At 73.1% G+C, this 22696-nt stretch carries 25 protein-coding genes; 11 read left to right on the top strand and 14 right to left on the bottom strand.

All coding sequences use genetic code 11. From position 1 onward, the window contains the following. The first annotated feature begins 391 nt into the window (after nucleotides 1-391). Nucleotides 392-1621: an extracellular catalytic domain type 1 short-chain-length polyhydroxyalkanoate depolymerase gene (locus GA0074704_RS23310; protein ID WP_088973915.1), complete on the top strand. Its 1230-nt coding sequence runs from the start codon at nucleotides 392-394 to the stop codon at nucleotides 1619-1621. Between the two features lie 42 nt (nucleotides 1622-1663). Here the strand turns inward: GA0074704_RS23310 and GA0074704_RS23305 are convergent, their stop codons facing one another. After that, nucleotides 1664-2563 (bottom strand): TIGR01777 family oxidoreductase, encoded by a 900-nt coding sequence (locus GA0074704_RS23305; RefSeq protein WP_088973914.1) that lies wholly within the window; start codon nucleotides 2561-2563, stop codon nucleotides 1664-1666. A gap of 125 nt (nucleotides 2564-2688) precedes the next feature. Here GA0074704_RS23305 and GA0074704_RS23300 point away from each other — a divergent pair, with 125 nt between their 5' ends. Further along, nucleotides 2689-3858 (top strand): alpha/beta hydrolase, encoded by a 1170-nt coding sequence (locus tag GA0074704_RS23300; RefSeq protein ID WP_157743771.1) that lies wholly within the window; start codon nucleotides 2689-2691, stop codon nucleotides 3856-3858. Here the strand turns inward: GA0074704_RS23300 and GA0074704_RS23295 are convergent. From GA0074704_RS23295 to GA0074704_RS23285, 3 genes are read right to left on the bottom strand one after another with little or no spacing between them, the layout of a single operon-like run. Further along, a complete protein-coding gene (locus tag GA0074704_RS23295; protein WP_088973913.1) occupies nucleotides 3839-4105 on the bottom strand; it encodes a hypothetical protein in 267 nt (88 codons plus the stop codon). The genes GA0074704_RS23300 and GA0074704_RS23295 overlap by 20 nt on opposite strands. After that, nucleotides 4102-4365, bottom strand: a complete 264-nt coding sequence (locus GA0074704_RS23290) for a hypothetical protein (protein ID WP_088972471.1) — start codon at nucleotides 4363-4365, stop codon at nucleotides 4102-4104. The genes GA0074704_RS23295 and GA0074704_RS23290 overlap by 4 nt, the downstream gene beginning before the upstream one ends. Continuing rightward, nucleotides 4365-4661: a hypothetical protein gene (locus GA0074704_RS23285; RefSeq protein ID WP_231926658.1), complete on the bottom strand. Its 297-nt coding sequence runs from the start codon at nucleotides 4659-4661 to the stop codon at nucleotides 4365-4367. Before GA0074704_RS23285 ends, GA0074704_RS23290 begins: the two co-directional genes overlap by 1 nt. Nucleotides 4662-4989: 328 nt before the next feature. Here GA0074704_RS23285 and GA0074704_RS23280 point away from each other — a divergent pair, with 328 nt between their 5' ends. From GA0074704_RS23280 to GA0074704_RS23270, 3 genes are all read left to right on the top strand, one after another. Further along, nucleotides 4990-5217: a winged helix-turn-helix domain-containing protein gene (locus GA0074704_RS23280; protein ID WP_088972469.1), complete on the top strand. Its 228-nt coding sequence runs from the start codon at nucleotides 4990-4992 to the stop codon at nucleotides 5215-5217. A 65-nt stretch (nucleotides 5218-5282) separates the two neighbouring features. Next, entirely contained in the window at nucleotides 5283-5498 is a 216-nt protein-coding gene (locus GA0074704_RS23275; RefSeq protein ID WP_408632001.1) for a winged helix-turn-helix domain-containing protein, read from the top strand. A 32-nt stretch (nucleotides 5499-5530) separates the two neighbouring features. After that, nucleotides 5531-5890, top strand: a complete 360-nt coding sequence (locus GA0074704_RS23270; protein ID WP_088972467.1) for a hypothetical protein — start codon at nucleotides 5531-5533, stop codon at nucleotides 5888-5890. Between the two features lie 17 nt (nucleotides 5891-5907). On the opposite strand, the gene GA0074704_RS23265 is transcribed toward GA0074704_RS23270, so the two are convergent. Continuing rightward, the gene (locus tag GA0074704_RS23265) at nucleotides 5908-6369 is read right to left on the bottom strand and encodes a DUF1579 family protein (RefSeq protein ID WP_088972466.1); all 462 of its coding nucleotides are present in this window, start codon (nucleotides 6367-6369) and stop codon (nucleotides 5908-5910) included. Nucleotides 6370-6457: 88 nt separating this feature from the next. On the opposite strand from GA0074704_RS23265, the gene GA0074704_RS23260 reads away from it, so the two are divergent. Both GA0074704_RS23260 and GA0074704_RS23255 read left to right on the top strand, forming a co-directional pair. Further along, a complete protein-coding gene (locus GA0074704_RS23260; RefSeq protein ID WP_231926657.1) occupies nucleotides 6458-7297 on the top strand; it encodes a helix-turn-helix domain-containing protein in 840 nt (279 codons plus the stop codon). A gap of 65 nt (nucleotides 7298-7362) precedes the next feature. Continuing rightward, a complete protein-coding gene (locus tag GA0074704_RS23255; protein ID WP_088972464.1) occupies nucleotides 7363-7941 on the top strand; it encodes a dihydrofolate reductase family protein in 579 nt (192 codons plus the stop codon). Between the two features lie 27 nt (nucleotides 7942-7968). Here GA0074704_RS23255 and GA0074704_RS23250 read toward each other — a convergent pair whose 3' ends face one another. The 3 genes from GA0074704_RS23250 to GA0074704_RS23240 all read right to left on the bottom strand — a co-directional run bounded on the left by GA0074704_RS23250 (nucleotide 7969) and on the right by GA0074704_RS23240 (nucleotide 10820). Next, nucleotides 7969-8433: a GNAT family N-acetyltransferase gene (locus GA0074704_RS23250; protein WP_157743770.1), complete on the bottom strand. Its 465-nt coding sequence runs from the start codon at nucleotides 8431-8433 to the stop codon at nucleotides 7969-7971. An 88-nt stretch (nucleotides 8434-8521) separates the two neighbouring features. After that, nucleotides 8522-9580, bottom strand: a complete 1059-nt coding sequence (locus tag GA0074704_RS23245) for an IS110 family RNA-guided transposase (RefSeq protein WP_088971859.1) — start codon at nucleotides 9578-9580, stop codon at nucleotides 8522-8524. A 238-nt stretch (nucleotides 9581-9818) separates the two neighbouring features. Next, nucleotides 9819-10820, bottom strand: a complete 1002-nt coding sequence (locus GA0074704_RS23240; protein WP_088972462.1) for an aldo/keto reductase — start codon at nucleotides 10818-10820, stop codon at nucleotides 9819-9821. Between the two features lie 55 nt (nucleotides 10821-10875). Here GA0074704_RS23240 and GA0074704_RS23235 point away from each other — a divergent pair, with 55 nt between their 5' ends. Then, a complete protein-coding gene (locus tag GA0074704_RS23235) occupies nucleotides 10876-11235 on the top strand; it encodes a MerR family transcriptional regulator (RefSeq protein WP_088972461.1) in 360 nt (119 codons plus the stop codon). A 4-nt stretch (nucleotides 11236-11239) separates the two neighbouring features. Here GA0074704_RS23235 and GA0074704_RS23230 read toward each other — a convergent pair whose 3' ends face one another. Then, the gene (locus tag GA0074704_RS23230) at nucleotides 11240-11746 is read right to left on the bottom strand and encodes a DinB family protein (protein WP_088972460.1); all 507 of its coding nucleotides are present in this window, start codon (nucleotides 11744-11746) and stop codon (nucleotides 11240-11242) included. Between the two features lie 226 nt (nucleotides 11747-11972). Here GA0074704_RS23230 and GA0074704_RS23225 point away from each other — a divergent pair, with 226 nt between their 5' ends. Next, on the top strand, nucleotides 11973-13448 hold the full coding sequence (locus GA0074704_RS23225; RefSeq protein ID WP_088972459.1) for an FAD-dependent monooxygenase: 1476 nt from the start codon (nucleotides 11973-11975) through the stop codon (nucleotides 13446-13448). Between the two features lie 7 nt (nucleotides 13449-13455). On the opposite strand, the gene GA0074704_RS23220 is transcribed toward GA0074704_RS23225, so the two are convergent. The 4 genes from GA0074704_RS23220 to lpdA form a co-directional block, all read right to left on the bottom strand. Beyond that, nucleotides 13456-14388 carry an LLM class flavin-dependent oxidoreductase gene (locus GA0074704_RS23220; protein ID WP_088972458.1) on the bottom strand — a complete coding sequence of 311 codons (933 nt, stop codon included), beginning with the start codon at nucleotides 14386-14388 and terminating at the stop codon, nucleotides 13456-13458. A 105-nt stretch (nucleotides 14389-14493) separates the two neighbouring features. Next, complete coding sequence (locus GA0074704_RS23215; protein WP_088972457.1) at nucleotides 14494-15813, bottom strand: low temperature requirement protein A; 1320 nt, start codon at nucleotides 15811-15813, stop codon at nucleotides 14494-14496. A gap of 99 nt (nucleotides 15814-15912) precedes the next feature. Further along, on the bottom strand, nucleotides 15913-17781 hold the full coding sequence (gene sucB, locus GA0074704_RS23210; protein ID WP_088972456.1) for a 2-oxoglutarate dehydrogenase, E2 component, dihydrolipoamide succinyltransferase: 1869 nt from the start codon (nucleotides 17779-17781) through the stop codon (nucleotides 15913-15915). 66 nt (nucleotides 17782-17847) lie between these two features. Then, complete coding sequence (lpdA, locus tag GA0074704_RS23205) at nucleotides 17848-19290, bottom strand: dihydrolipoyl dehydrogenase (protein ID WP_172880735.1); 1443 nt, start codon at nucleotides 19288-19290, stop codon at nucleotides 17848-17850. A gap of 127 nt (nucleotides 19291-19417) precedes the next feature. Here lpdA and GA0074704_RS23200 point away from each other — a divergent pair, with 127 nt between their 5' ends. Next, a complete protein-coding gene (locus tag GA0074704_RS23200) occupies nucleotides 19418-19747 on the top strand; it encodes a hypothetical protein (protein ID WP_088972454.1) in 330 nt (109 codons plus the stop codon). Nucleotides 19748-19827: 80 nt separating this feature from the next. On the opposite strand, the gene GA0074704_RS23195 is transcribed toward GA0074704_RS23200, so the two are convergent. Continuing rightward, on the bottom strand, nucleotides 19828-21399 hold the full coding sequence (locus GA0074704_RS23195) for a leucyl aminopeptidase (protein WP_088972453.1): 1572 nt from the start codon (nucleotides 21397-21399) through the stop codon (nucleotides 19828-19830). Nucleotides 21400-21561: 162 nt separating this feature from the next. On the opposite strand from GA0074704_RS23195, the gene gcvT reads away from it, so the two are divergent. Next, on the top strand, nucleotides 21562-22689 hold the full coding sequence (gene gcvT, locus GA0074704_RS23190; protein WP_088972452.1) for a glycine cleavage system aminomethyltransferase GcvT: 1128 nt from the start codon (nucleotides 21562-21564) through the stop codon (nucleotides 22687-22689). The last annotated feature ends 7 nt before the right edge of the window (nucleotides 22690-22696 follow it).

The raw sequence follows: 22696 nt of genomic DNA, 5'->3' as shown, positions 1-22696 counted from the left end.
CGACACAGGCCGGGCAGACACGAAAGCCCGGTCACCCGCGGACCGCGCGGACCCGGGTCCCGCATCCCCGCCGCGCGGTGCCGACTCGCGCCGCGCGTGCCGACTCTCGCGCCGCGCGGGCCGACGGAGGCTCGGCGCCGCTACGGACTTGAGAGCGCCAACGACTCACCGGAGGCGTCGGGCGGGGGACCGGCACGTGAGTCGTCTGTGCTCTCAAGTCTGTAGGCAGCGAGAGAGGTGTCCCGGGCCCCGCGCCGCGGCGGCGCCGCAGCCGACACATCGGCGGAAGCGAATGTGTGAGCGCGGCCCATGTCGCCGGTCGGAAACACGGACGTAACGTCGCGGCAACTCGGGAGTGACCCAGTTCACAACCCATCATCGGGAGGTCGCCGTGCGCCGCCGCTCATCCATCCTCGCCAGAATCGCCGGGGCGGTCGCCGGGGCCGCGCTCGCCGCCGCCACCGTCGTCGCCGTCGCCGCGCCCGCCCAGGCCGCCACGCTCACCCAGGTCACCGGCTTCGGCTCCAACCCCGGCAACCTCAGCATGTACGCCTACCGCCCGAACGGCCTGCCGTCAGGCGCCCCGGCGGTGGTGCTGCTGCACGGCTGCACCCAGAACGCCTCGGGCTACTTCACCAACTCCGGCTGGCAGAAGTACGCCGACCTCTGGAAGTTCGCGCTGATCGTGCCGCAGCAGGCCAGTTCCAACAACTCCAGCTCCTGCTTCAACTGGTTCGCCACCGGGGACACCGCCCGGGGACAGGGCGAGGCCCTGTCCGTCAAGCAGATGGTCGACTACGCGAAGAGCAACTACGCCGTCGACCCCGCCCGGGTCTTCGTCAGCGGGCTCTCCGCCGGCGGGGCGATGAGCGCGGTCATGCTGGCCACCTACCCGGACGTGTTCGCCGCCGGCTCGGTCGTCGCCGGCCTCCCGTACCGCTGCGCCACCAGCACCACCAGCGCGTACTCCTGCATGAACCCGGGGGTGGACAAGAGCCCGACGGCCTGGGGTGACCTGGTGCGCGGCGCGTACTCCGGCTATGCCGGCCCGCGGCCCCGGGTGGCGATCTGGCACGGCACCTCCGACACCACGGTGGCCCCGCTCAACGCGGCCGAGTCCCGCGACCAGTGGACCAACGTGCTCGGCGTCTCGCAGACCCCGACCAGCACCGCGTCCCTGCCCGGCGGCACCAGCCTGGAGGTCTACGGCAACGACGCCGTCCGCCTCTACCGGGTCTCCGGGATGGGCCACGGCACGCCCGTCGACCCGGGCACCGGCGCCGACCAGTGCGGCAACGTGGCCGCCTACTTCCTGGACACCATCTGCTCGACGTACCGGGACGCGCTCTTCTTCGGCCTGGGCGGCGCCTCGCCGAGCCCGAGCCCGACCCCGACGGCGACCGCGTCCCCGACGCCCACCCCGTCCCCGACGGCGTCCCCGACGGCGTCGCCGACCTGCGTGACGGCCAGCAACTACGCCCACGTGACCGCGGGCCGCGCCTACCAGTCCGGCGGGTACGCCTACGCGCTGGGCAGCAACCAGCGGATGGGCCTCTACAACACCTTCTACACGACCACCCTCAAGCAGACCGGCCCCAGCTACTGGGTCATCGGCTGCTGAGTGCGGCGGCCGGGGCCCCTCCTGGGCGAGGGGCCCCGGCCCTCACTCGGTGAGGGCGGCGTGCAGCGCGCCGGCCAGGTCCGGGTGACGCCACGGGAAGCCGGCCCGGTTGAGCACGCCGGGCAGGACCCGGGTGCTGGTCAGCGCCTCGTGGGCGAAGCCGCCGAGGACCACCTTCAGCGCCAGCGCCGGGATCGGGATGATCGCCGGGCGGTGCAACTGCCGGGCCAGCTCCTTGGTGAACTCGGCGTTCGTCACCGGGTTCGGGCCGACCAGGTTGACCGGGCCGGCGACGTTCTCCCGGGCGAGCAGGAACGCGGCGGAGTCCAGCCAGTCGACCATCGAGATCCACGGCAGCCACTGCCGGCCGCTGCCCAGCCGTCCCGCGATGCCCAGCCTGAACGGCAGCAGTTGCGGCTTGAGCAGGCCGCCGTCGCGGTGCAGCGGCAGCCCGGTACGCAGCCGGACCACGCGCACCCCGGCGTCCTCGGCGGGCCGGGTCGCGGCCTCCCAGACCCGGCAGACGTCGGCCAGGAAGCCCTCGCCGGCCGGCGCGTCCTCCTCGACGACCCGGTCGCCGGTGTTGCCGTACCAGCCCACCGCGGAGGAGTTGAGCAGCACCTTCGGCCGGTCCTCGGCGGGCAGGCCGGCGATGGCGACGGCCAGGGTGGTGGTGGTGTCGACCCGGCTGGACCGGATCAGCCGCCGGTAGTCGTCGTCCCAGCGCTTGTCGCCGACGCCCGCGCCGGCCAGGTTGACCACCGCGTCGGCCTCGGCCACCACGGCCGGGTCGAGCTGTGCGGCGGACGGGTTCCACTGTCGTTCGTCGGGGGTGCGGGCCGGCCGCCGGACCAGCCGGGTGACCTGGTGCCCGTCGGCGGTGAACCGGTCGGCCAGCCGGGTGCCGAGGAAGCCGGACGCGCCGGCCATGAGGATCCGCATGTTCATATCTTCGGTCACGCGGCCCGATCCGGATGCGTTCAACGTGGGCCGACCCCAGGTGATCTTGATTGGCCCCGGCTTGCTACGGTTTTCGCACAGCGTACGAAAAAAGGATGGGTGTGCGGATGCCTGGCAAGCGGTGGTGGCTGGTCGGCGGGGTGGCCTGGATGCTGGCGGTCCCGGCGGCGCTGCGGGCGGCGCTGACCTGGCTGCCCGGCCCCAGCGTGGAGCTCTGGCTGCTGGCCACCTTCGCCGCCGAACACGCGGCGCTCCTGCTGCTCGGCGCGCTGACGGCGCTGGCCCTCGCGGTGACCCTGCGTGTGCGTACCGGAGGCAAGGGGGTGGTCGTCGGCGTCCTGGCGGCGGTGACCGCCGTGGCCACCGTGGTGCCGGTGGCGGCCGCGCACCGCGTCGCCGCCCGCGAGGATGTGGCCCTGCGCTGGTCGGACCAGTTCGCCGGCACGGCCCTCACCGCCGAACGCCGGCCCGACCGCACCGAGGTGTACGCCACCGTCGCCGGCCAGCGACTGCACGCCGACCTCTGGCTCCCGCCGACAGCCGCCCCGGCCGCCCGTGGTGGACGGCCGGCGGTGGTCTGGGTGCACGGTGGCTCCTGGGAGGAGGGACGCCGCAGCGAGACCCCCGAGTGGGACAGCGAACTCTCCGCCGCCGGCGCGGTCGTCATCGACGTCGAGTACCGGCTCTCGCCGCAGGGGCGCTGGCGGGACCAGCCCGCCGACGTCGCCTGCGCGCTCGGCTGGGTCGGGGCGAACGCCGCCCGGCTCGGGATCGACCCGACCCGGGTCGTCCTCAAGGGCGTGTCGGCCGGCGCGCACCTGTCCCTGCTGGCCGCGTACGCGCCGCAGACCTTCCGGCCGTCCTGCGGCGTCGCGCCGCTGCGGCCGGCGGCGGTGGTGGCGCTCTACCCACCCACCGACATGACCGCCCTGCACGACCTGGACGACTGGCGGCAGCCCGACCTGTTCGGCCTGGGCGGCCTGCACACCTTCATGCAGGGCACACCGACCACCGACCCGGACAACTACCGGCTGGCGTCACCGCTGACCCACGTCCGCGCCGGCGTGCCGCCGACCCTGGTCGTGCACGGCGACCACGACCAGATCGTCCCCGTCGACCAGGGCCGGGCGCTGGTCGACCGGCTCGACGCGGTCGGTGTGCCGCACCGCTACGTCGAGCTGCCCTTCGCCAACCACGGATTCGACTTCGCCTGGGGCGGCCCCAACACCCAGGTGGCCCGGGCCGCCGTCGCCCGGTTCATCGCCGAGCACACCTGACGGTCGGGCCCGTCGCCCAGCCGAGAAAGCGGGCGAAGAGCCGCGCCGGGTCCGGCCCGTCGTCGGGGTGCAGCCGGTGCAGCTCGCCCGCCGCGTCGTGCAGCATCCCGCCCAGGTAGACCAGGAGCGCGACCCGGTCGTCCGCGTACTCCTGGATGAGCCGCAGCCGGGCCGGCGCGCACGGCCACGGCGCGGCGCAGGACCGGCAGAGCCAGAGCGGGCGCAGCGGGGTGTGCGGGATGCTCACCACCGGCCGCCGTTGGCCCGCCAGGTCTGCGCCGGGGTGAGCCGACCGACCCGGCCGACCTGCGGGTTGGCCCGGGTCGCTTCCTCCCACCACCGGGTGTTCGGCGGCGGCGCGGGCGGTTCGGTGGGTACCGGCGCGTGCCGGTCCGGGCAGTTCCGCCAGCGCAGCCCGCATGAGCAGCGACGCCACCCGTCGCGCCAGGTCCGCCGGTGCCTTGGCGCGAGCGGCACCGGCGCGACGTCGCGTCGCGGCCACCGCATCACGACCGCCCGTCGGGTACGCCGAGCAGCTGGCCGCCGCGCTCGACCAGCCCGTCGATCACCTCGTCGAGCAGGCCGCGCGAGCGCAGCACCCGCCGCGCCCAGCGGTGCAGCAGGCAGGGGTAAGCGGTCCGGTCGGCCCGGCACAGCGGGCCGGTGGGCCACTGCTCCGGGGCGTGCACGAGCAGCGCGCGCAGCGCCAGTTTCAGGTCCTCGGCGGTGACCACCCAGGGCAGGGGCAGCTCGCCGAGCACCTGTTCGAGGGCGTCCACCGGTGGGGTGGCTGTCGTCCGCACGCCGTGTCTCCTTCGCGTCGACGGTGGCGCCGGGGCGGGCGGGGACGGCCGGGCGCGCGCATGGCCGGTCGGAGCCCGGCACCCGCCCCGGGCCTGCTCAGGTGGGCCCGTCGACAGCTGGTCGCGGGCAGGGGGCACCCGGCCGATCACCGGGGGAGTGGCCGGCCGGGTGGTTCCACAGGACGACCAGCTCCGGGTTTGCAGACCAGGAGAGCGGGTCGGCTCGAACTTATACTTAGTACCACTTGGAGGTCAACCACCTAGTACTCCTTGCTTGTCGGTAGAAGGGGCAGCGTGCTGAAATGGCGGTGCAGACCAGGGAGAGCAGATGCCCGCCAAACCGAAGTGGGCGCAGCTCGCGGATCTCATCCGTGAGCAGATTGCGTCCGGAGAACTCGCCGCCGGCGACAAGTTGCCGTCGACCGCTCAGTTGTGCAGCCAGCACGGCGTGTCAGCCGGGGTGGTCAACCACGCCATGATCGTCCTCAAGACCGAAGGGCTGGTCGAGGGCGTGCACGGCTTGGGCGTCTTCGTCACCGAACGGTCGATGGACTGAGTTCAGTGCAGCCTCGCGGTCCCCAGGCAGGGAGCTTTACGCGCGCCAAGGCAAAGTGGGCGCAGTTGGCCGACCATCTTCGTGAGCGGATCGAGTCGGGCGAGCTGGCGCCGGGAGAGAAGCTGCCGTCGACCGCGCAGCTCAAGGAGGAACACGGCGTGTCGCAGACCGTCGTGCGTCAGGCGATCTTCCTTTTGCAGATGCAGGGATGGGTCGAGGGCGTGCACGGGGTCGGCGTCTTCGTGGCCGAGGAACTGCCGCAGGGGCAGGGCGGGTCGTGACGTCGGTGCCGTTCGCCGTTGCGGGCTGAGCGATGCTCGAAGCCGGTAGGCGGGCCCGGACCCAGCCCCCACCGCCCGCCGTGGTGTTCGAGGCGCTGACCGAGCCCGACCGCGACCCGGCCCGCCCGTGGCTGCGGCTCCTCGACGACGAGCAGCGCCCGCGGATCGTGGAGGCGTCGTACCCGCGTCTGGTCGTCTGGTCGTCGCTCTGGCCGAGACGTCCAGACGCCCTGGTGCGCTTCGAGCTGGAGTCCGACGGGTCGTACGACACCCTGCTGCGCTGGACGCTGCTGGTCGACGAGCCGATGCCGGACGCGTCGCTGCTCGGGCACCTGCGCAAGCGGATCAACTACCTGATCAACGAGAGCCTGCGCGCCACCTTCGGCCAGTAGCGGAGTCGGGTTCGTCCTCAACCGCGACGCGCCCGCAGGACCATCGCCGGGTACGGCCCGGCGGGCAGCTCGGCCGTCGCCTCGCCCGCCGGCACGACGTTCTCCATCCGCATCCGGAACGTCCCGTCGTCGGTGGTGTCGAAGACGATCCGCCACACCCAGCCGCCGCCGTACGCGCCGTCGAGCGCGACGGTGCCGTCCGCGCCACGGCTCCCGGCCAGCGACATCGGGACCGGCTGCTGGTGCCACGAGTCGCTCCACACCGCCGCCAGCGAGCCGTCCTCGGCGGTCCAGGCGACGACCAGCCCGTCCTGCGGCCCGTCGTCGGGATGCTCCCAGCGGTAGCCGATCGAGGTCAGGTGGCCGCCCGCGGCGGCGCTCACCGTCGCGGCGGCGGGGGACTCGGCCAGCGGATCACCGGGCATCAGACGGAACCCGTTCGTCCCGGTCCAGCCGCCCACGAAATCGGAAAGGATCATCGCCCGACCCTAGCCGTGGGGTGCGACGCGATTCCGGACGATGGCGTGGAGCCCCGGCGACGCCGACGGTGTCTGCGATGCTGCGGGCGTGGAGTACGTGTCCAGAGTGCCGCGACCGCCGCTGGACGGGCTGATCGACGACCTCTACTACCTGGCGGGCGCGCCGCCGTACCCCCGGCTGATGTTGCCGCCGATGCCGGCGGCGTTGCTCATCGTCAACCTCGGGGCGCCGTTCCGCATCCGCGGCGGCACCGGCATCGAGCCGGCGGAGTACGCCGACGGCTGCGTCGTCACCACGCCCACCCGCGCGTTGGAGTTCGGCTACCCCCGCCGGACCCGGTCCGTCGGCGTGCACGTCAAGCCGTGGGGGCTGGCGCCGTTCCTGCCGATGCCCGCGGCCGAGCTGTGCGACCGCCCGGTGGCCGTGGAGCAGGTCTGGGGTCGGCGGGCCGTCGCCGAGCTGCGGGACCGGCTGGCCACGGCGGGCGGGCCGCACGAGATGCTGACGCTGCTGGAGGAGGAGCTGATGCGGCGGCTGGGCGAGACCGTCGGCCTGGGGCTGGTCCGCCACACGAGCAGCGTCATCGCCGCGACCAGCGGGGCGGTCGCGATCGGCGACCTGAGCGTGGCGGCCGGGGTCAGCGGCACCCATCTGGCACAGCGGTTCAAGGAGCTCATCGGCGTCACGCCGAAGCGGCTCGCCCGCACCCACCGCTTCGCCACCACCGTGTTCGCGATCGACCCCGACGGGCCGATCGACTGGAGTGATCTCGCCGCTGGCGCGGGCTACTTCGACCAGGCGCACTTCGGCCACGAGTTCCGGGCGTTCACCGGGCTCACGCCGACCCGGTACGTCGAGGTCCGGCGGCGGTTCCTGCGCGAACATCCCGGCCACGTGCTGGACAGCTGGCCGCTGCCGCTCGATTGATTTCTTACAAGAGCCGCAGCCCGCGACACGTTAACTTGGGCACACCCAAGGCAGAGGAGAGCCCCGTGGGCACGGTGGTCATGTACAGCTCGGTGTCGGTGGACGGCTTCGTCGCGGACGAGAACGACCAGCCGGGACCGCTGTTCGAGTGGTTGTCCAGCGGTGACGTCCCGTTGGACTCCAGCGGCGCGCTGAAGGTGTCGCAGACGTCCTACGACTACACCCGGGCGTACTGGGACCAGATCGGGGTGACAGTCGTCGGCCGCCACGTCTTCGACCTGACGGACGGCTGGGACGGGAAGCCGCCGAGCGGGATCGACCACGTGGTCGTCGTGACACACCGGCCGGCGCCCGAGGGCTGGGACACCGGGGCGCCGTTCCACTTCGTCGACGGTGTCGAGGCGGCCGTGGCCAAGGCGCAGCAGCTCGCGGGAGACCGCACGGTGGAGGTCGCCGCCGGTGACGTCGGTGGCCAGGTGCTCGCCGCGGGTCTGGTCGACGAGGTACGCATGGACGTCGTACCCGTCGTGTTCGGGTCCGGCAAGCGCTACTTCGGGTCGGTCGACGCGCAGCACCTGTTGGAGGATCCTGAGGTGATCCACGGCAACCGGGTGCTTCACCTGCGCTATCGGGTGCGCCGTTGACCGATCCGAGCGGCCACCCGGCGGGCGTCAGTCGGCGGTGACGAGGGTGAGATTGAGCAGTTCCAGGCCGGTGACCGGCTCGAAGCCGAGGCCGGTGTAGAGGGACAGGGCGGGCCCGTTGTCGGTCTCGGTCTGGAGTGAGACGCGCAGCGCGCCCGCGGCGCGTGCCTCCTGGACGACGTGGTGGAGCAGGGCGCTCGCGACGCCGCCGCGACGGTGGCGCGGGGGCACGTACAGGTCGCGGATCGACCAGACGGTGCCCAGCCGCAGCGACGCGGGCATGACCGTGACGGTGACGAAGCCGCAGACGTCGTCGCCTCGGAGGGCAGCGACGGCGGACATCCGGCCGCCGGTGAGCTGGTCGTGCAGCCACCCGCGGGTGCCCTCGGGGCTCGACGGTTGGCCGTAGTGCACCCGGTAGTCGTCGAAGAGCGCGGCCACCCGATCGAACGCCGGGTGGGCGGGGGAGACCTGCGCGATGGTCGTCGTCACGGAAGTGAGTGTGCCGCACCGGGTGCGCCGCCGGTTGCCCTGCGACCGGCGGCGCACCCGCGAGGCGCGAGCGATGCTCCTATGGATGTCAAGGGGTGTGGAGAGCGGCGAAGTCGGCGAGGAGGGCGGTGTGGACCTCGCGGATGACGTATCGCTTGAGGCACCGCATGATCTCTTTCTTGCCGAGGCCCTGTTTGGTGCGTTTGTCGACGTATGCGCGGGTGCGTGGGTCGTAGCGCATCCGGCTGAGCACGATGGTGTGCAGGGCGTTGTTCGCGGCTCTGTCGCCGCCGCGGTTGAGGCGGTGGCGGTCGGTGCGTCCGCTGCTGGCGGGTATCGGGGCGGCGCCGCAGAGGTGGGCCAGGGCTGCTTCGGAGCGGAGCCGGTCGGGGTTGTCGCCGGCGGTGGTCAGCAGTTGCCCCGCGACTTCCGGTCCTGCGCCGAACAGGCGGCTAAGGGCCGGTGCGGTGCGGGCGACGGCGGGGCGCAGTCGTCGATCGGCGTGGGCGATCTCGGCGTTGAGCGCGGTGATCCGAGTGGCGATCGCGGCGAGGGCGGCGTTCGTGGCGTGCACCGGGTCGGTGAGCGTGGACTCCTCGACACGGAGGTCGACGCATCGTTGGACGAGCGCGGCACCGGTGAGGCCGGCCAGATCCTCCCGCAGTGCGTCCGGCGCGGAGGTGATCAGGCCGTGGAGCTGGTTAAGGGCTGCGGTGCGGGCCTTGACCGCGCCGCGGCGGGCCACCCGCAGGACGCGGATCGCCTCGACCGGGCCGGTGCGGGTCTTCGGGACACCGGTGGCCTGCCCGGACAGGGCCGTGCGGGCGGCGGCGAGGGCATCGATCGGGTCGGACTTGCCCTTGCTCCGACGGGTCTTGCGGTCAGGGCGGTCGATCTCGACGACGGTGATGCCCGACGCGCTCAGGTGCCGCGCCAGGCCAGCGCCATAGGCGCCGGTGCCCTCCACCCCGACCTTGACCACCCGGCCGAAGGCGCGCAGCCAGAGCAGCAGCTGCTGATATCCGGCTGCGGTGGCCGGGAACTGCTGGTCACCGAGCACCCGACCCGCCTGGTCGACCGCGGCGGCGTGGTGCGTCTTTCCGTGGGTATCAACCCCACCCGTGACCTGGCGCTTCTTGGCTGTCATCCTGGAACCGTCGTCCCTTTCGCTTGCACCGACAGGGTCGGCACGCACTTGCTGGGACGGGCGGACAGGACAGTGATGGGGCCTCTTGCACAGGCTCCTATCAGGTCACGACGCCCCTGCCAGTGACGTGCAGGAACGGGGTCACCCGGAACCGATCGACGAATCGCACAGCAGGACAGCATCGTCGGTCAGGCGGTGAGTCAGACCAGACCGGGTGACCCCACCTACATCCTCACTGTCAGGCGTCGGCCGGGGCGCCGCGCAGGTCGGCGAGCAGCCGCTCCACCTCGGCGAACGCGTCGGCGGGCAGCGGCCCGTACGCCAGGGTGCCGAAGTTCTCCTCGGCCTGCGCGACCGTGCGGCAGCCGGGGATCGGCAGCGTGCGTGGGCTGCGGGCCAGCAGCCAGCCCAACGCGCCCTGGGCGAGGGTACGGCCGTCGGCCGTCAGCGCCGCCCGGATGAGCTCCAGCCGGGCCGACCACTCGGGCGTGGGGCGGCCGTCGCGGAACCAGACCAGCCACTCCGGTGCCCGGCCGCGCACGTCGTCCGCGCCGACGGTGCGGGACTTACCAGTGAGCAGGCCCATCGCCAGCGGGCCGCGGTTGAGGCTGGCCAGGTCCAGCGCGTCGCAGACCGCGAACATCTCCCGGTTGTCCTTGAACACCGACTCGTCGTGCTGCACGGCGGCGCAGTGCGGGCCCGCCTCGGCGAACGCCCGCGCCGACGCCGGGTTGTCGGTGCTCCAGCCGTACGCCCGGATCTTGCCCTGGGTGACCAGGCCCTCCAGGGTGTCGACCAGGTCGAGCGCGGCGGACGCCGGCAGATCGTTGATGTGCAGCTGGTACAGGTCGACGTGGTCGGTGCCGAGCCGGCGCAGCGACTCCTCCAGGCTGACCGCCGCGTACGCGGGGCTGTGGTCGACGCTGGTCCACCGTCGGGTGGCCTCGTCGGAGACGTTGCCGAACTTGGTGGCGACCACCACGTCGTCCCGCCGGCCGGCCAGCGCCCGGCCCAGGATCCGCTCGCTGTGCCCGGCCCCGTAGTTGCTGGCCGTGTCGAAGAGGGTGACGCCCAGGTCCAGGGCGCGGTGGATGGTCCGGACCGACTCGTCGTCGTCCACCTCGCCCCACCCGAACGGCTGCCCGCCGTCACCCCAGAGCGGCCCGCCGATCGCCCAGCAACCCATGCCCAGCGCGCTGACCTCGATTCCGCTGCGGCCCAGAGTTCGTGTCGTCGTCATGGCACCCAGCTTTCAACCTGGAGCGCGCTCCAGGTCAAGAACTAGGATCGCGGGCATGAGCGGTTACTCACCCTCCGAGGCCGCCACCCGCAGCGGGTTCAGCCTCGACACCCTGCGCTACTACGAGAAGATCGGCCTGCTCAGTGACATCGGGCGGACGTCCGGCGGGCGGCGGGTCTTCACCGACGAGGACCTGGGCTGGCTGGTGCTGTTCCGCTGCCTGCGCGACACCGGCATGCCGATCGCCGAGATGTGCCGCTACGCCGAGCTGGCCCGGGCGGGCGAGCACACCACCGGCGAGCGGCACGCCCTGCTGCGCCGGCACGCCGAGCGGGTCGAGGAGCAGATGCGCCTGCTCCAACACCAGTACGACCACCTGCGCGAGAAGATCCGCTTCTACGAGAAGTTGGGCTGACCGCTCACTCGCCGGACCGGCCGTCGATCGCCTCGCGCAGGATGTCGGCGTGCCCGAGGTGCCGGGCGTACTCGTCGACCATGTGGATGAGCACCCAGCGCAGCGAGCGCTCGCTGCCGGTGCCCGGGGTGCGGCCGACCGCGTCGAGGGAGCGCTCGTCCTCGATCCGCCGCGAGGCCGCCACCTCCGCCCGCCACTGCACGAAGGTCTCCGCGCCGGTGGCGTCGGCGATGTCGTTGAACGGCGCGTCGAAGTCGTCGGTCAGGTCGTACAGGTCGCCGGGGCGGTCGCCGGCGAGCACCGCCTGGAAGTACCACCGCTCGACGGTGGCCAGGTGCCGCACCAGGCCCAGCAGGGACAGGGTGGACGACGGCACCGGACGGGCCCGCAGCTGCCCGTCGGTCAGCCCGGCGCACTTGCGGACGAGCGCCTCCCGCTGGAAGTCGAGGAAGGTCCGCAACATCGTGCGTTCGTCCACCGTGGACGGCAGGGCCATCCGGGAGTCGCTCATCGCCGCATCGTACGCCTGTTCCAACCGCATGGCCGCCCCGGAAAAGGGCTCGACGCGGCGACGCGGAGGCTTGTAGCTTGCCGGTGACCGTGTCACGGCCCGAGGAGGTGAGACCCATGAACGCTGTATCGAAGTGGGTGCTCTCCCCTCCGGTCACGGTCCGGCGATCGACGTAGGTGTCGCCGGGAGCGCCTCGCCAACCAGGCCCTCCCGAAAGGCAACACCTGTGCACTCCGCATCGCCGGTCACCGGCACCGAACGCACGCCCATCCGCCACGACGTGATCATCGCCGGCTGCGGCCCGACGGGCGCCATGCTGGCCGCCGAACTGCGGCTGCACGGCGTACGGGTACTCGTCCTCGAACGGGACACCGAGCCCGCGTCGTACGTCCGCATCGTCGGCCTGCACATCCGCAGCATCGAGATCATGGCCATGCGCGGGCTGCTGGACCGCATCCGCGAACACGCACGGCAGCGCCCCGCCGCCGGCTTCTTCGCCGCCATCCCCAAGCCCGTGCCCGAGGGGCTGGATTCCGCGTACGCCTATCTGCTGGGCATCCCGCAGCCGGTCATCGTCCGGCTGCTCGAGGAGCACGCGGTCGCCCTGGGCGCCGAGGTCCGGCACGGGCGTGCGGTGGCCGGCCTCGCGCAGGACGACGAGGGGGTGACCGTCCGGCTCGCCGACGGGGAACGGCTGCGTACCCGTTATCTGGTCGGCTGCGACGGCGCGCGCAGCGCGGTGCGCAAGCTGCTCGGCGTCGGCTTTCCCGGCGAGCCGTCGCGGACCGAGACGCTGATGGGGGAGGTGGCGGTCGGCGTGCCGCCGGAGGAGGTCGCCGCCCGGGTGGCCGAGGTCCGGCGGACCGACCAGCGGCTCATCGTCGGGCCCGCGGGCCCCGGGCTGTACCGCGTGGTGGTGCCCGCCGCCGGGGTGATCGGTCGGGCGGAACCGCCCACGCTGGAGGACTTCCGGCGGCAGCTGCGCGCCGTCGCCGGGACCGACTTCGGGGTGCACTCGCCGCGCTGGTTGTCCCGCTTCGGCGACGCCACCCGGCTCGCCGAGCGGTACCGGGTCGGGCGGGTGCTGCTGGCCGGCGACGCGGCGCACATCCATCCGCCCGTCGGCGGGCAGGGCCTCAACCTGGGCGTGCAGGACGCGGTCAACCTGGGCTGGAAACTCGCCGCGCAGGTCCGCGGCCGGGCGCCGGATACGCTGCTCGACACCTACCACGCCGAACGGCACCCGGTCGCGCGGGAGGTGCTGGACAACACCCGGGCCCAGGTGGAACTGATGTCCCCCGAACCGGGCCCGCGGGCCGTGCGCCGGCTGCTCACCGAGCTGATGGACATCAACGAGGTGAACCGGCACCTGATCGGGAAGATCGCCGCGGTCGACGTCCGGTACGACTTCGGCGCCGGCCCGGACCTGCTCGGCCGCCGGCTGCCCGACGTCGAGGTGGCCCAGGGCCGGCTCTACGGTCTGCTGCACCGCGGCCGGGGCCTGCTGCTGGACCGTACCGGCCGGCTGACCGTCGGCGGCTGGGCCGACCGGGCCGACCGGCTCGACGACCCCACCGCCGCGCTGGACGTCCCCGCCGTCCTGGTGCGCCCCGACGGCCACGTCGCCTGGGTCGGCGACGACCAGCGGGGGCTGGACGCCCAGCTCTCCCGCTGGTTCGGTCACCCGACCGCCCGACCCTGAGGGAGCACTACCCGACTGCGACGTCGGCGCGCAGCCGGCGCAGCACCGGGGCCAGGGGTTCCACGGCGTCGGCGCGGACCACGAACCGGGTCACGCCCCACCGCCGCCGGTGCTCCCGTACCGCCGCGACGATCTCCGCCTCGGTGCCGATCAGCACGAACGGGGTGGCCAGCAGCTCCGGCCCGGTCAGCCCGGCGTCCACGGCCCGCTCGGCGGCCACCGCCCCGGCGTCGTCGGTGACCACCACCGTCTGCACCAGGGCCTCCAGCGCCGGTGGCGCGGCCCGGCCGGCCGCGCCGGCCGCCACGCAGGCCAGCTGCGCCTCGATCTGGTCGACGCGCCACCGGGCCTCGTGCCGGTGCCCGTCGGCGAGGGTACGCCCGAAGCCGGCCAGCCCCACCACGTCGGCGTGCGCCCCGGCCCAGCGCAGCAGCGCCGAGTTGGACGTGCCCAGGGTGAACGGGATCCGGTCCCGCACCGGCCGAGGTGCGGCGAGCCGGGCCGCGTGGACGGTCAGCTCGGGGGTGTCCACGGTGACCTCCTCGCCGGCCAGCAGGGCGCGTACCGCCTCGGCGACGGCGACGCAGCGGCGGACCCGGCCGGCCACGTCGGGGCGTACCCGGCCGACCGCCCGCCACTCCGCCGGGGTGTGGCCGGCGCCCAGACCGAGCCGGGCCCGGCCGCCGGAGACCACGTCGAGGGTCGCCACGTCGGTGGCGAGCAGCATCGGCTCGCGGACCCCGGCGTTCGAGACGTACGACCCGAGGTCGATCCTCGACGTCACCGCCGCCGCGGCGGCCAGGGCCACGAACGGCGAGGTGCCCGAACCGGGGTGGTCGGCGGCGTACAGCGCGTCGAAGCCGGCGGCCTCGACCCGGCGGGCCAGGGCCAGCCAGCTCGCCGCGTCGGTGGGCCGGGCCTGTACGGAGAACGTCGTCATCGGCCCAGCATCGGCTGTCCTGCCGCGCGCCGGCCACCCCGAGGTGCCCGGTTCTGCCGACGGGCGAATCCGTCCGCCGGGGACGTCAGGAAGGAACCTCCGCCTTCACTCGCCCTCGTCGCGTTCGTGCCAGCGGGCCCGGAAGGCGGCCTCGTTCGCCTCGTGGGCGGTCTTCTCCTCGAAGACCAGCTTGTGCAGGGCCTCACGGGCGTCGGCGAAGACCACCACCTCGGCCGCCACCAGCCCGACGCAGATCGCGGTCAACAGGCCCAGGGCGGCCAGCGCGGGCAACGCGGCGGCCACCGGGATGGCCACCGTCAGCACCAGCACCGCCCCGACCCGGGTCCAGCTGACCGTGCGCAGGGTACGCAGCTGGAACAGCATGTTCGCGCTGAGGTAGCAGATCACCCCGCCGAAGAGCAGCGGCACGTTGGGGCTCTTCGCCGGGTCGTTCGTGGGCAGCCGCGGGTCGGCGATCTGGTGCACGATCCCCTCGGCGCCGAGGGCGAACAGGATGATCCCCGCGATCATCGGCAGGTAGAGGTAGGCGTACGCGTCGCGGGCCATCGCCACCCGGGGGCCGTCCTTCGCCGCGTGCAGGGCGATCCGGGCGGCCGGCGCGATCATGTCGTAGTGCGCCCACCACAGGGCCGCGGTGAAGAAGATGCCGAGCACCGCGGCGGTGACCGCGGGCCAGGTGGGCGGCTGGCCGAGCAGGTTGCTGCCCACCCCGACGGAGATCACCGACTCGCCGAGGGCGATGATCAGGATCAGGTCGTACCGCTCGGTCCAGTGCTCGGCCGAGGTGATTCCCCAGCCCCAGGTCCCGGCGATCATCCCGGTGCTGTACTGGGCCAGCACCACGGTGGTCCAGAGGCCGTCGCGGACCAGCGCGGCCGTCCCGGTGTCGCTGATCCGCACGGGCAGCAGGGCGGCGGCGAGGAGGATCAGGGTGCTGGCGATCAGCTCCGGGGCGAAGTGCCACAACTGGCGGCGTTCGTTCGGGCTGTCCCGCACGGCGTGCATGAAGAGCGCCAGGTGCACCAGCCGGATCACCACGTAGCTGACGGCCGCCACCAGCGGTCCGGCGGCGTTGCCCCGGGGATCCTGGAAGGCCTGCGGCAGCGCGAGGGCGAAGGTGAACAGCGCCGCCATCCCGACGGTCATCAGCACCGGGACGAAGCCCTCACCGAGCCGGATCCGGGTGGCCACCACGCTGTGCACCACCCAGGCCCACCAGAGCACGGCGAGCACCAGCAGGGCGTGCAGCAGTGACGCGCCGGAGATGTGCAGCGCGGTGGCCCGGGTGATGATGAAGAACGAGAAGACGAAGACCAGGTCGAAGAAGATCTCGAACCGGTCGACCCGGGCGCCCGGCGCCACCGCCACCGCCGGCCCCAGGCGTCTCCTCCTCCCGCCGCCCACCGACCGAGTCTTTCAACCATCGACCGGCTCCGGGCCGGAATCACCCGGGTACGACGGAGGGGCGCACGGCCCAAGCCGCGCGCCCCTCCCTTTGGTACGTCAGAGACCGAGTTCGGCCTGGAAGTTGCCGCCCTCCAGCCGCTCCTTGACCGCGACCAGGAAACGGGCCGCGTCGGCGCCGTCGATCAGCCGGTGGTCGTAGGACATGGCCAGGTAGACCATCGAGCGGACCGCGACGACCTCGCCCAGCTCCGGGTCGTTGACCACGACCGGACGCTTGACCACGGCACCCGTGCCGAGCATCGCCGACTGCGGCGACGGCACGATCGGGGTGTCGAACAGGGCGCCCCGGCTGCCGGTGTTGGTCAGCGTGAAGGTCGCCCCGGCGATCTCGTCCGGGCTGATCTTGTTGGTCCGGGTCCGCTCGGCCAGATCGGCGATCCGCTTGGCGATGCCGCCCAGGTTGAGGTCGCCGGCGTTGTGGATGACCGGCACCATCAGGCCCCGCTCGGTGTCCACCGCGATGCCCAGGTGCTCGGCGGCCGGGTAGGTGATCGTCCCGCCGTCGAGGTCCATGCTCGCGTTGACGATCGGGTACGCCTGGAGCGCCTCGATCGCGGCCAGCGCGAAGAACGGCAGGAAGGAGAGCTTCACGCCGTGCTTGGCCTGGAACGAGTCCTTGGCCTGCGCCCGCAGCTTGGCGATCTTGGTGACGTCCACCTCGATCACGGTGGTGAGCTGCGCCATCTCGTGCAGCGACTCGTGCATCCGGGTGGCGATGGCCTTGCGGATCCGGGGCAGCTTCTCCGTGGTGCCCCGCTTGCCGCTCGGCTGCGGCTTCGCGGCCGGCTTGGCCGGGGCGCCCGCCTCGGCGGCCGGCTGCGCGGCGGCGGCCGGCGCGGCCTTGGCGGCCTTCGCCTTCTCCGCGGCCTCCAGCACGTCCTGCTTGCGGATCCGCCCACCGACGCCGGTGCCGTTGAGCGACGCCAGGTCGACGCCGTGCTCGGCGGCCAGCTTGCGGACCAGCGGGGTCACGTAGCCGGCGGCCTCCTCGCCGCCACCCTGCGCCGCAGCGGTCGGCCGCTGCGGCGTCGGGGCGGGAGCCGACGGCTGCGCCGCCGCCTCCGCCTTGGCCGGCTGCTGCGCGACCTCGGCCTCCGCGGCCGGCTCGTTGTACGACATGCCCGGGGTCGGCTCCTCGACCTTGGGCTCCGGCTTCGGCTCGGCCTTCGGGGCCGGCTTGGCCTCGGCCTGCGGCGCGGGCTGGGCCTGCGGCTTCGGCTCGGCCTTGGGCTCCGGCTTCGCCGGGGCGGCGCCCGCGGCGCCGATGATCGCCAGGTCCGCGCCGACGTCGGCGGTCTCGTCCTCGGCGACCTTGATCTCCAGCAGGGTGCCGGCGACCGGCGACGGGATCTCCGTGTCCACCTTGTCGGTGGAGACCTCCAGCAGCGGCTCGTCCACCTCGACGGTCTCGCCGACCTGCTTGAGCCAGCGGGTGACCGTACCCTCGGTCACGCTCTCACCCAGGGCCGGCATCTTCACCGGGGTGCCCTCGCCCGACGGCGCGGCGGCCTGGGCCGGCTCCTCGACGGCCGGCTGCTCCGCCTCGGCGCCCGGCTCGGCGGCGGCCTGCGCGGCCTGCTGCTCCGGCTCCGGTCCGGTGCCCTCGGCGGCGGCCGTCGGCTCGGCGGCCGGCTCGGCCCGCTCGGCCTGGCCGCCGGCCTCCTCGCCCTCACCGGCGATGACGGCCAGCTCGCTGCCGACCTCGGCGGTCTCGTCCTCGCCGACCACGATCCGGCTCAGCACGCCCGCCGCCGGGGACGGGATCTCCGTGTCGACCTTGTCGGTCGAGACCTCGAGCAGGGGCTCGTCGACCTCGACGGTGTCGCCCTCCTGCTTGAGCCAGCGCGTGACGGTGCCCTCGGTGACGCTCTCGCCGAGCCGGGGCATGGTGACCGATACCGGCATTGTCTAAGACTCCTTCATTCCCCTGGTGGGATCATCGCCCGTCGCCGGACGCCGCGGTTGTCGTGATCAGGCGTGTGCGTGCAGCGGCTTGCCGGCCAGGGCCAGGTGCGCCTCGCCCAGGGCCTCGTTCTGCGTGGGGTGGGCGTGCACCAGCTGCGCCACCTCGGCCGGGTAGGCCTCCCAGTTGAAGATCAGCTGGGCCTCGCCGACCAGCTCGCCGACCCGGGCGCCGACCATGTGCACGCCGACGACCGGCCCGTCCTCGACCCGGACCAGCTTCACGAAGCCGGCGGTCTTGAGGATCTGGCTCTTGCCGTTGCCACCCAGGTTGTAGTTGTACGTCTTGATCTTGTCGGCGCCGTACTGCTCCTTGGCCTTCGCCTCGGTCAGGCCCACCGACGCGAGCTCCGGGTCGGAGTAGGTGACCCGCGGGATGCCGGCCTCGTCGATCACGGCCGGGTTCTGGCCGGCGATCTCCTCGGCCACGAAGATGCCCTGCTGGAAGCCGCGGTGGGCGAGCTGGAGACCGGGCACGATGTCGCCGACGGCGAAGACGTTCGGCACGCTGGTGCGCAGCCGCTCGTCGGTCAGCACGTAGCCGCGGTCCATCTTGACGCCCTGCTCCTCGTACCCGAGGTTGGCGGTGTTCGGGCCCCGGCCCACGGCCACCAGCAGCAGCTCGGCCTCGACGGTCTCGCCGCCCTGGATGGTCAGCTTGACGCCGTTCTCGGTCCTCTCGACCTTCTCGAACGGCTTGCCGACCTTGAAGTTGATCTTCCGCTTGCGGAACGCCCGCTCCAGCGCCTTCGACGACTCCTCGTCCTCGGCGGCGACCAGCCGGGGCAGCGCCTCGACGATCGTCACGTCCACCCCGAACGACTTCCACACGCTGGCGAACTCGACGCCGATCACGCCACCGCCCAGCACGATCACCGACGACGGGACCCGGTCCAGGGTCAGCGCGTGGTCACTGGTGATGATCCGCTCGCCGTCGACCTCCAGGCCGGGCAGGCTCTTCGCGTACGAGCCGGAGGCCAGGATCACGTTGCGGCCGGTGTAACGCTTGCCGTCCACCTCGACGACGTTCTTGCCGACCAGCTTGCCGGCGCCCGCCACGAAGGTGATGTTCTTGGAGCTGCCCACCAGGCCCTGGAGGCCCTTGTACAGCCGGGAGATCACGCCGTCCTTGTACGAGTTCACCCCGGCCATGTCGATCCCGACCAGCTCGGCCTTCACGCCGAACTGCTCCGACTCGCGGGTCTGGTCGGCGATCTCGGCCGCGTGCAGCAGGGCCTTGGTCGGGATGCAGCCGTTGTGCAGGCAGGTCCCGCCGAGCTTGCCCTTCTCGATCAGCGCGACGGAGAGGTCCAGCTGGGCGGCACGCAGCGCCGCCGCGTAGCCGCCGCTGCCACCTCCGAGAATGACGATGTCGAAGGTTGCGTCGTTCGGCTCGCTCACGTCCAACTCCCAGGTCGCGTCGCTGCATCGGGGGTCACGGCGGGGCCGCATGGGCACACCCCACCTCGGTCATCTTGTCACCACCGTGACCGGAGCGCGTAGTGAGGTGCCCAACGACACGTGATCGACACGTACGCTTGGCACGGTCTTCGATGACGGAGGGTGGGGGGAGACGTCGGTGGCACTGTTCCGACGCCGCAAGAAGGCGCGCACGATGAGTGGCGAACGAGCCCCCGACCGCGCCGATCTCGAACACCTCGAGAACTTCGTCCGGACCCGGCGCGGGGTGGAGGCCTTCATCGAGCCGCGCACCACGGTCACCGAAACCACGGTCATCCTGATCGCCGACGACGGGGAGTGGACCCGCCGCCGCATCGACGGCCCGGACGGCGCCCGCCGGTTCGCCCACCGCCTGGCCATCCCGATCTACGACGTACGCCTGATGGGCTACCCGCAACGCATGCGCGACTACAACGAACGCCGCAAGCGCCGCCCCCACCTCTACTGACTGCCCGTGTGGGCGGGGCAACGCCGACGGGGCGCTCCCCGCGGTGGGGGAGCGCCCCGTCGGGGCGTACGCGGGAGGGGTCAGCCGTTGGCGGCGACGTCCTCGACCAGCTGGACCAGCGTGCGGACCGGGACGCCGGTGCCGCCCTTGGTCCAGTAGCCGGTCGCCTCGCCCGAGTGGTAGCTCGGGCCGGCGATGTCGATGTGCGCCCAGTCGACGCCCTCGGCGACGAACTCGCGCAGGAACACCCCGCCCTGGAGCATGTGGCCGGCCCGGTCCATCACCGCGTTGACCTGGGAGATGTCGGCGACGTCGGAGTCCATGCCCTTGCGCACGTCGTCCGGCAGCGGCATCGGCCAGGCCGGCTCGCCGACGGACTCGCCGACGACCTTGACCCGCTCGCACAGCTCGGGGGTGCCCATCACGCCGGCGATCCGCTTGCCCAGCGCGATGACCTGACCGCCGGTGAGGGTGGAGGTCTCGAAGAGGTAGTCGGTGCCGTCCTCGCAGGCCCGGGCGATGCCGTCGGCCAGCACCATCCGGCCCTCGGCGTCGGTGTTGAGCACCTCGACCTTCTTGCCGCTGTACATGGTGATCACGTCACCCGGCCGGTACGCGGTGCCGGACGGCATGTTCTCCGCCATCGGCAGGTAGCCGGTCACCGCGACCGACGGCTTGAGCGCGGCGACGGCCAGCATCGCGGCGCCGACGGCGGCGGCGCCGCCCATGTCGGACTTCATCTCCCACATGCCCTGCGCCGGCTTGATCGAGACGCCGCCGGTGTCGAAGGTGATGCCCTTGCCGACCAGCGCGACCCGCTTGCCGTTGCCGCCGGCCTCGGGGGTGTAGGTGAGCTTGACCAGCCGCGGCGGGGCCTCGGAGCCCTGCCCGACGGCGATGATGCCGCCGTAGCCACCGGCGCGCAGCGCCTCCTCGTCGAGCACCTCGACGCCGAGCCCGGCCTCCCGGGCCGCCGCCGCCACCGCGTCGGCGAAGGACGGCGGGCGCAGCTCGTTCGGGGCGGTGTTCACCCAGTCGCGGCAGAGCCGGACCGCACCGGCCACCGCCTGCGCCCGGGTGATCTCCGCGCCCGCGGTCTGGTCCGCGGCGTCCGGCACGGCGACCAGCACCTCGGCCACCGGCTCCCGCCGGGTGGGCTGCGGCTTGGTCTTGTAACCGGCGAACCGGTAGCCGCCGAGCAGCGCGCCCTCGGCCACCGCCCGCAGCGCGGCCGGGGCGTCGGCGTCGTCCGGCAGCGGCAGGGTCAGCGCCACCCGCGGGGCGCCGGCCAGCGCGCGCACGGCGGCGCCGGCCGCCCGGCGCAGCGTCTCCGGGGCGGGCGCGGCGCCGGTCGGCTCCGGACCCAGGCCGACCGCGGCGACGATCGGCGCGGCGATTGTGCCCAGGGTGGCCAGCTTGATCACCTCGCCCGGCCCGCCGGTGGCGCCGAGCAGCGCGAGCGTCTCGGTGAGCTTGCCGTCGAAGGCGGCGGCGATGCTCTCCGCGCCGCTGGCCAGCAGCAGGCTGCCGGCGAAGCCGCTGGTGGCGGCCTGGTCTCCGGTCTGGCTGTGCACACCGATGACGATCGCGTCGACGGTGAGCTCGGCGGGGTCGGTGTCGACCAGGCTGAGGGTGGTGCTGGGCGATGTCACTGAAGCTACTCCGGGCGGGCCGGGCCGGTCGCGGGGTCGCGTACCGGCGATGAAGGTCTCCGGCGGCAACCTACCCGCCGGACGTCGGGTGCGTCCCGCCGATGAACATGGCGGGTCCCGCCGATGCTAACCAGCGGTCCTGCTGCCGGTAAGTTCCCACCCATGACGGACGTGACCCCCGACGCCGCCGCGACCCGGCTGCGCCGTTCCCCCCTGCACGAGCGGCACACCGCGGCAGGCGCGAAGTTCGCCCCCTTCGGTGGCTGGGAGATGCCCCTGGAGTACGCCGGCGGCGGCGTGCTCAAGGAGCACACGGCCGTCCGCGAGGGGGTGGGCGTCTTCGACGTGTCGCACCTGGGCAAGGCGCGGATCACCGGCCCGGGCGCGGCCGACTTCGTCAACTCCTGCCTCAGCAACGACCTGGGCCGGATCGGGCCGGGCCGGGCGCAGTACACGCTGGCCTGCGACGACGCCACCGGCGGGGTGATCGACGACATCATCGCGTACCTGCACGCCCCCGACCACGTCTTCCTGATCCCGAACGCGGCGAACACCGCCGAGGTGGTCCGCCGGTTGCGCGCCGCCGCACCGGCCGGGGTGAGCGTCGACGACGAGCACGAGGCGTACGCGGTGCTGGCCGTGCAGGGCCCGCGCTCGGCCGAGCTGCTGGGCGCGCTGGGCCTGCCCGTGGAGCACGGGTACATGAGCTTCTCCACCGCCACCCTCGATCGCGTGGAGCTGACCGTCTGCCGCACCGGCTACACCGGCGAGCTGGGCTACGAGCTGGTCGTCCCGGCGGAGCACGCGGTCGCCGTGTGGGACGCGCTGTTCGGCGCGGGTCACGACGTGCGCGCCTGCGGGCTGGCCGCCCGGGACACCCTGCGCACCGAGATGGGCTACCCGCTGCACGGGCAGGACCTCTCCCCGGAGATCACCCCGGTGCAGGGCCGCTCCGGCTGGGCGGTCGGCTGGGACAAGCCGGCCTTCTGGGGCCGTGACGCGCTGCTCGCCGAGAAGGCCGCCGGTCCGGCGCGTACGCTGCGCGGCCTGGAGGCCGTCGACCGGGCCATCCCGCGCCCCGGCATGACGGTGCACGTCGGCGACGCCACCGTCGGCGTGGTCACCAGCGGCACCTTCAGCCCGACCCGGAAGCAGGGCATCGCGCTGGCCCTGCTGGCCACCGACCCGAAGATCGCCGACGGTGACGAGGTCGAGGTGGAGATTCGGGGCCGCCGGGCCCGGATGCGGGTGACCCGGCCGCCGTTCGTCCAGCCCTCCGTCAAGGGCTGACCGGCCC

The organism is Micromonospora siamensis, from assembly GCF_900090305.1.
Classification (GTDB): Bacteria; Actinomycetota; Actinomycetes; order Mycobacteriales; family Micromonosporaceae; genus Micromonospora; species Micromonospora siamensis.
Note: the sequence above shows the minus strand (reverse complement) of the source record. Positions and strands in the feature narration are given on the sequence as shown.

What these genes read in the sequence shown, in the direction of transcription:
- lpdA (WP_172880735.1), bottom strand. Translation starts at nt 19,290, where the DNA reads ATGCGGCCCCGCCGTGACCCCCGATGCAGCGACGCGACCTGGGAGTTG.
- GA0074704_RS23280 (WP_088972469.1), top strand. Translation starts at nt 4,990, where the DNA reads ATGCCCGCCAAACCGAAGTGGGCGCAGCTCGCGGATCTCATCCGTGAG.
- GA0074704_RS23300 (WP_157743771.1), top strand. Translation starts at nt 2,689, where the DNA reads ATGCCTGGCAAGCGGTGGTGGCTGGTCGGCGGGGTGGCCTGGATGCTG.
- gcvT (WP_088972452.1), top strand. Translation starts at nt 21,562, where the DNA reads ATGACGGACGTGACCCCCGACGCCGCCGCGACCCGGCTGCGCCGTTCC.
- GA0074704_RS23265 (WP_088972466.1), bottom strand. Translation starts at nt 6,369, where the DNA reads ATGATCCTTTCCGATTTCGTGGGCGGCTGGACCGGGACGAACGGGTTC.
- GA0074704_RS23240 (WP_088972462.1), bottom strand. Translation starts at nt 10,820, where the DNA reads ATGACGACGACACGAACTCTGGGCCGCAGCGGAATCGAGGTCAGCGCG.
- sucB (WP_088972456.1), bottom strand. Translation starts at nt 17,781, where the DNA reads ATGCCGGTATCGGTCACCATGCCCCGGCTCGGCGAGAGCGTCACCGAG.
- GA0074704_RS23235 (WP_088972461.1), top strand. Translation starts at nt 10,876, where the DNA reads ATGAGCGGTTACTCACCCTCCGAGGCCGCCACCCGCAGCGGGTTCAGC.
- GA0074704_RS23220 (WP_088972458.1), bottom strand. Translation starts at nt 14,388, where the DNA reads ATGACGACGTTCTCCGTACAGGCCCGGCCCACCGACGCGGCGAGCTGG.
- GA0074704_RS23270 (WP_088972467.1), top strand. Translation starts at nt 5,531, where the DNA reads ATGCTCGAAGCCGGTAGGCGGGCCCGGACCCAGCCCCCACCGCCCGCC.
- GA0074704_RS23230 (WP_088972460.1), bottom strand. Translation starts at nt 11,746, where the DNA reads ATGAGCGACTCCCGGATGGCCCTGCCGTCCACGGTGGACGAACGCACG.
- GA0074704_RS23305 (WP_088973914.1), bottom strand. Translation starts at nt 2,563, where the DNA reads ATGCGGATCCTCATGGCCGGCGCGTCCGGCTTCCTCGGCACCCGGCTG.
- GA0074704_RS23245 (WP_088971859.1), bottom strand. Translation starts at nt 9,580, where the DNA reads ATGACAGCCAAGAAGCGCCAGGTCACGGGTGGGGTTGATACCCACGGA.
- GA0074704_RS23290 (WP_088972471.1), bottom strand. Translation starts at nt 4,365, where the DNA reads ATGCGGTGGCCGCGACGCGACGTCGCGCCGGTGCCGCTCGCGCCAAGG.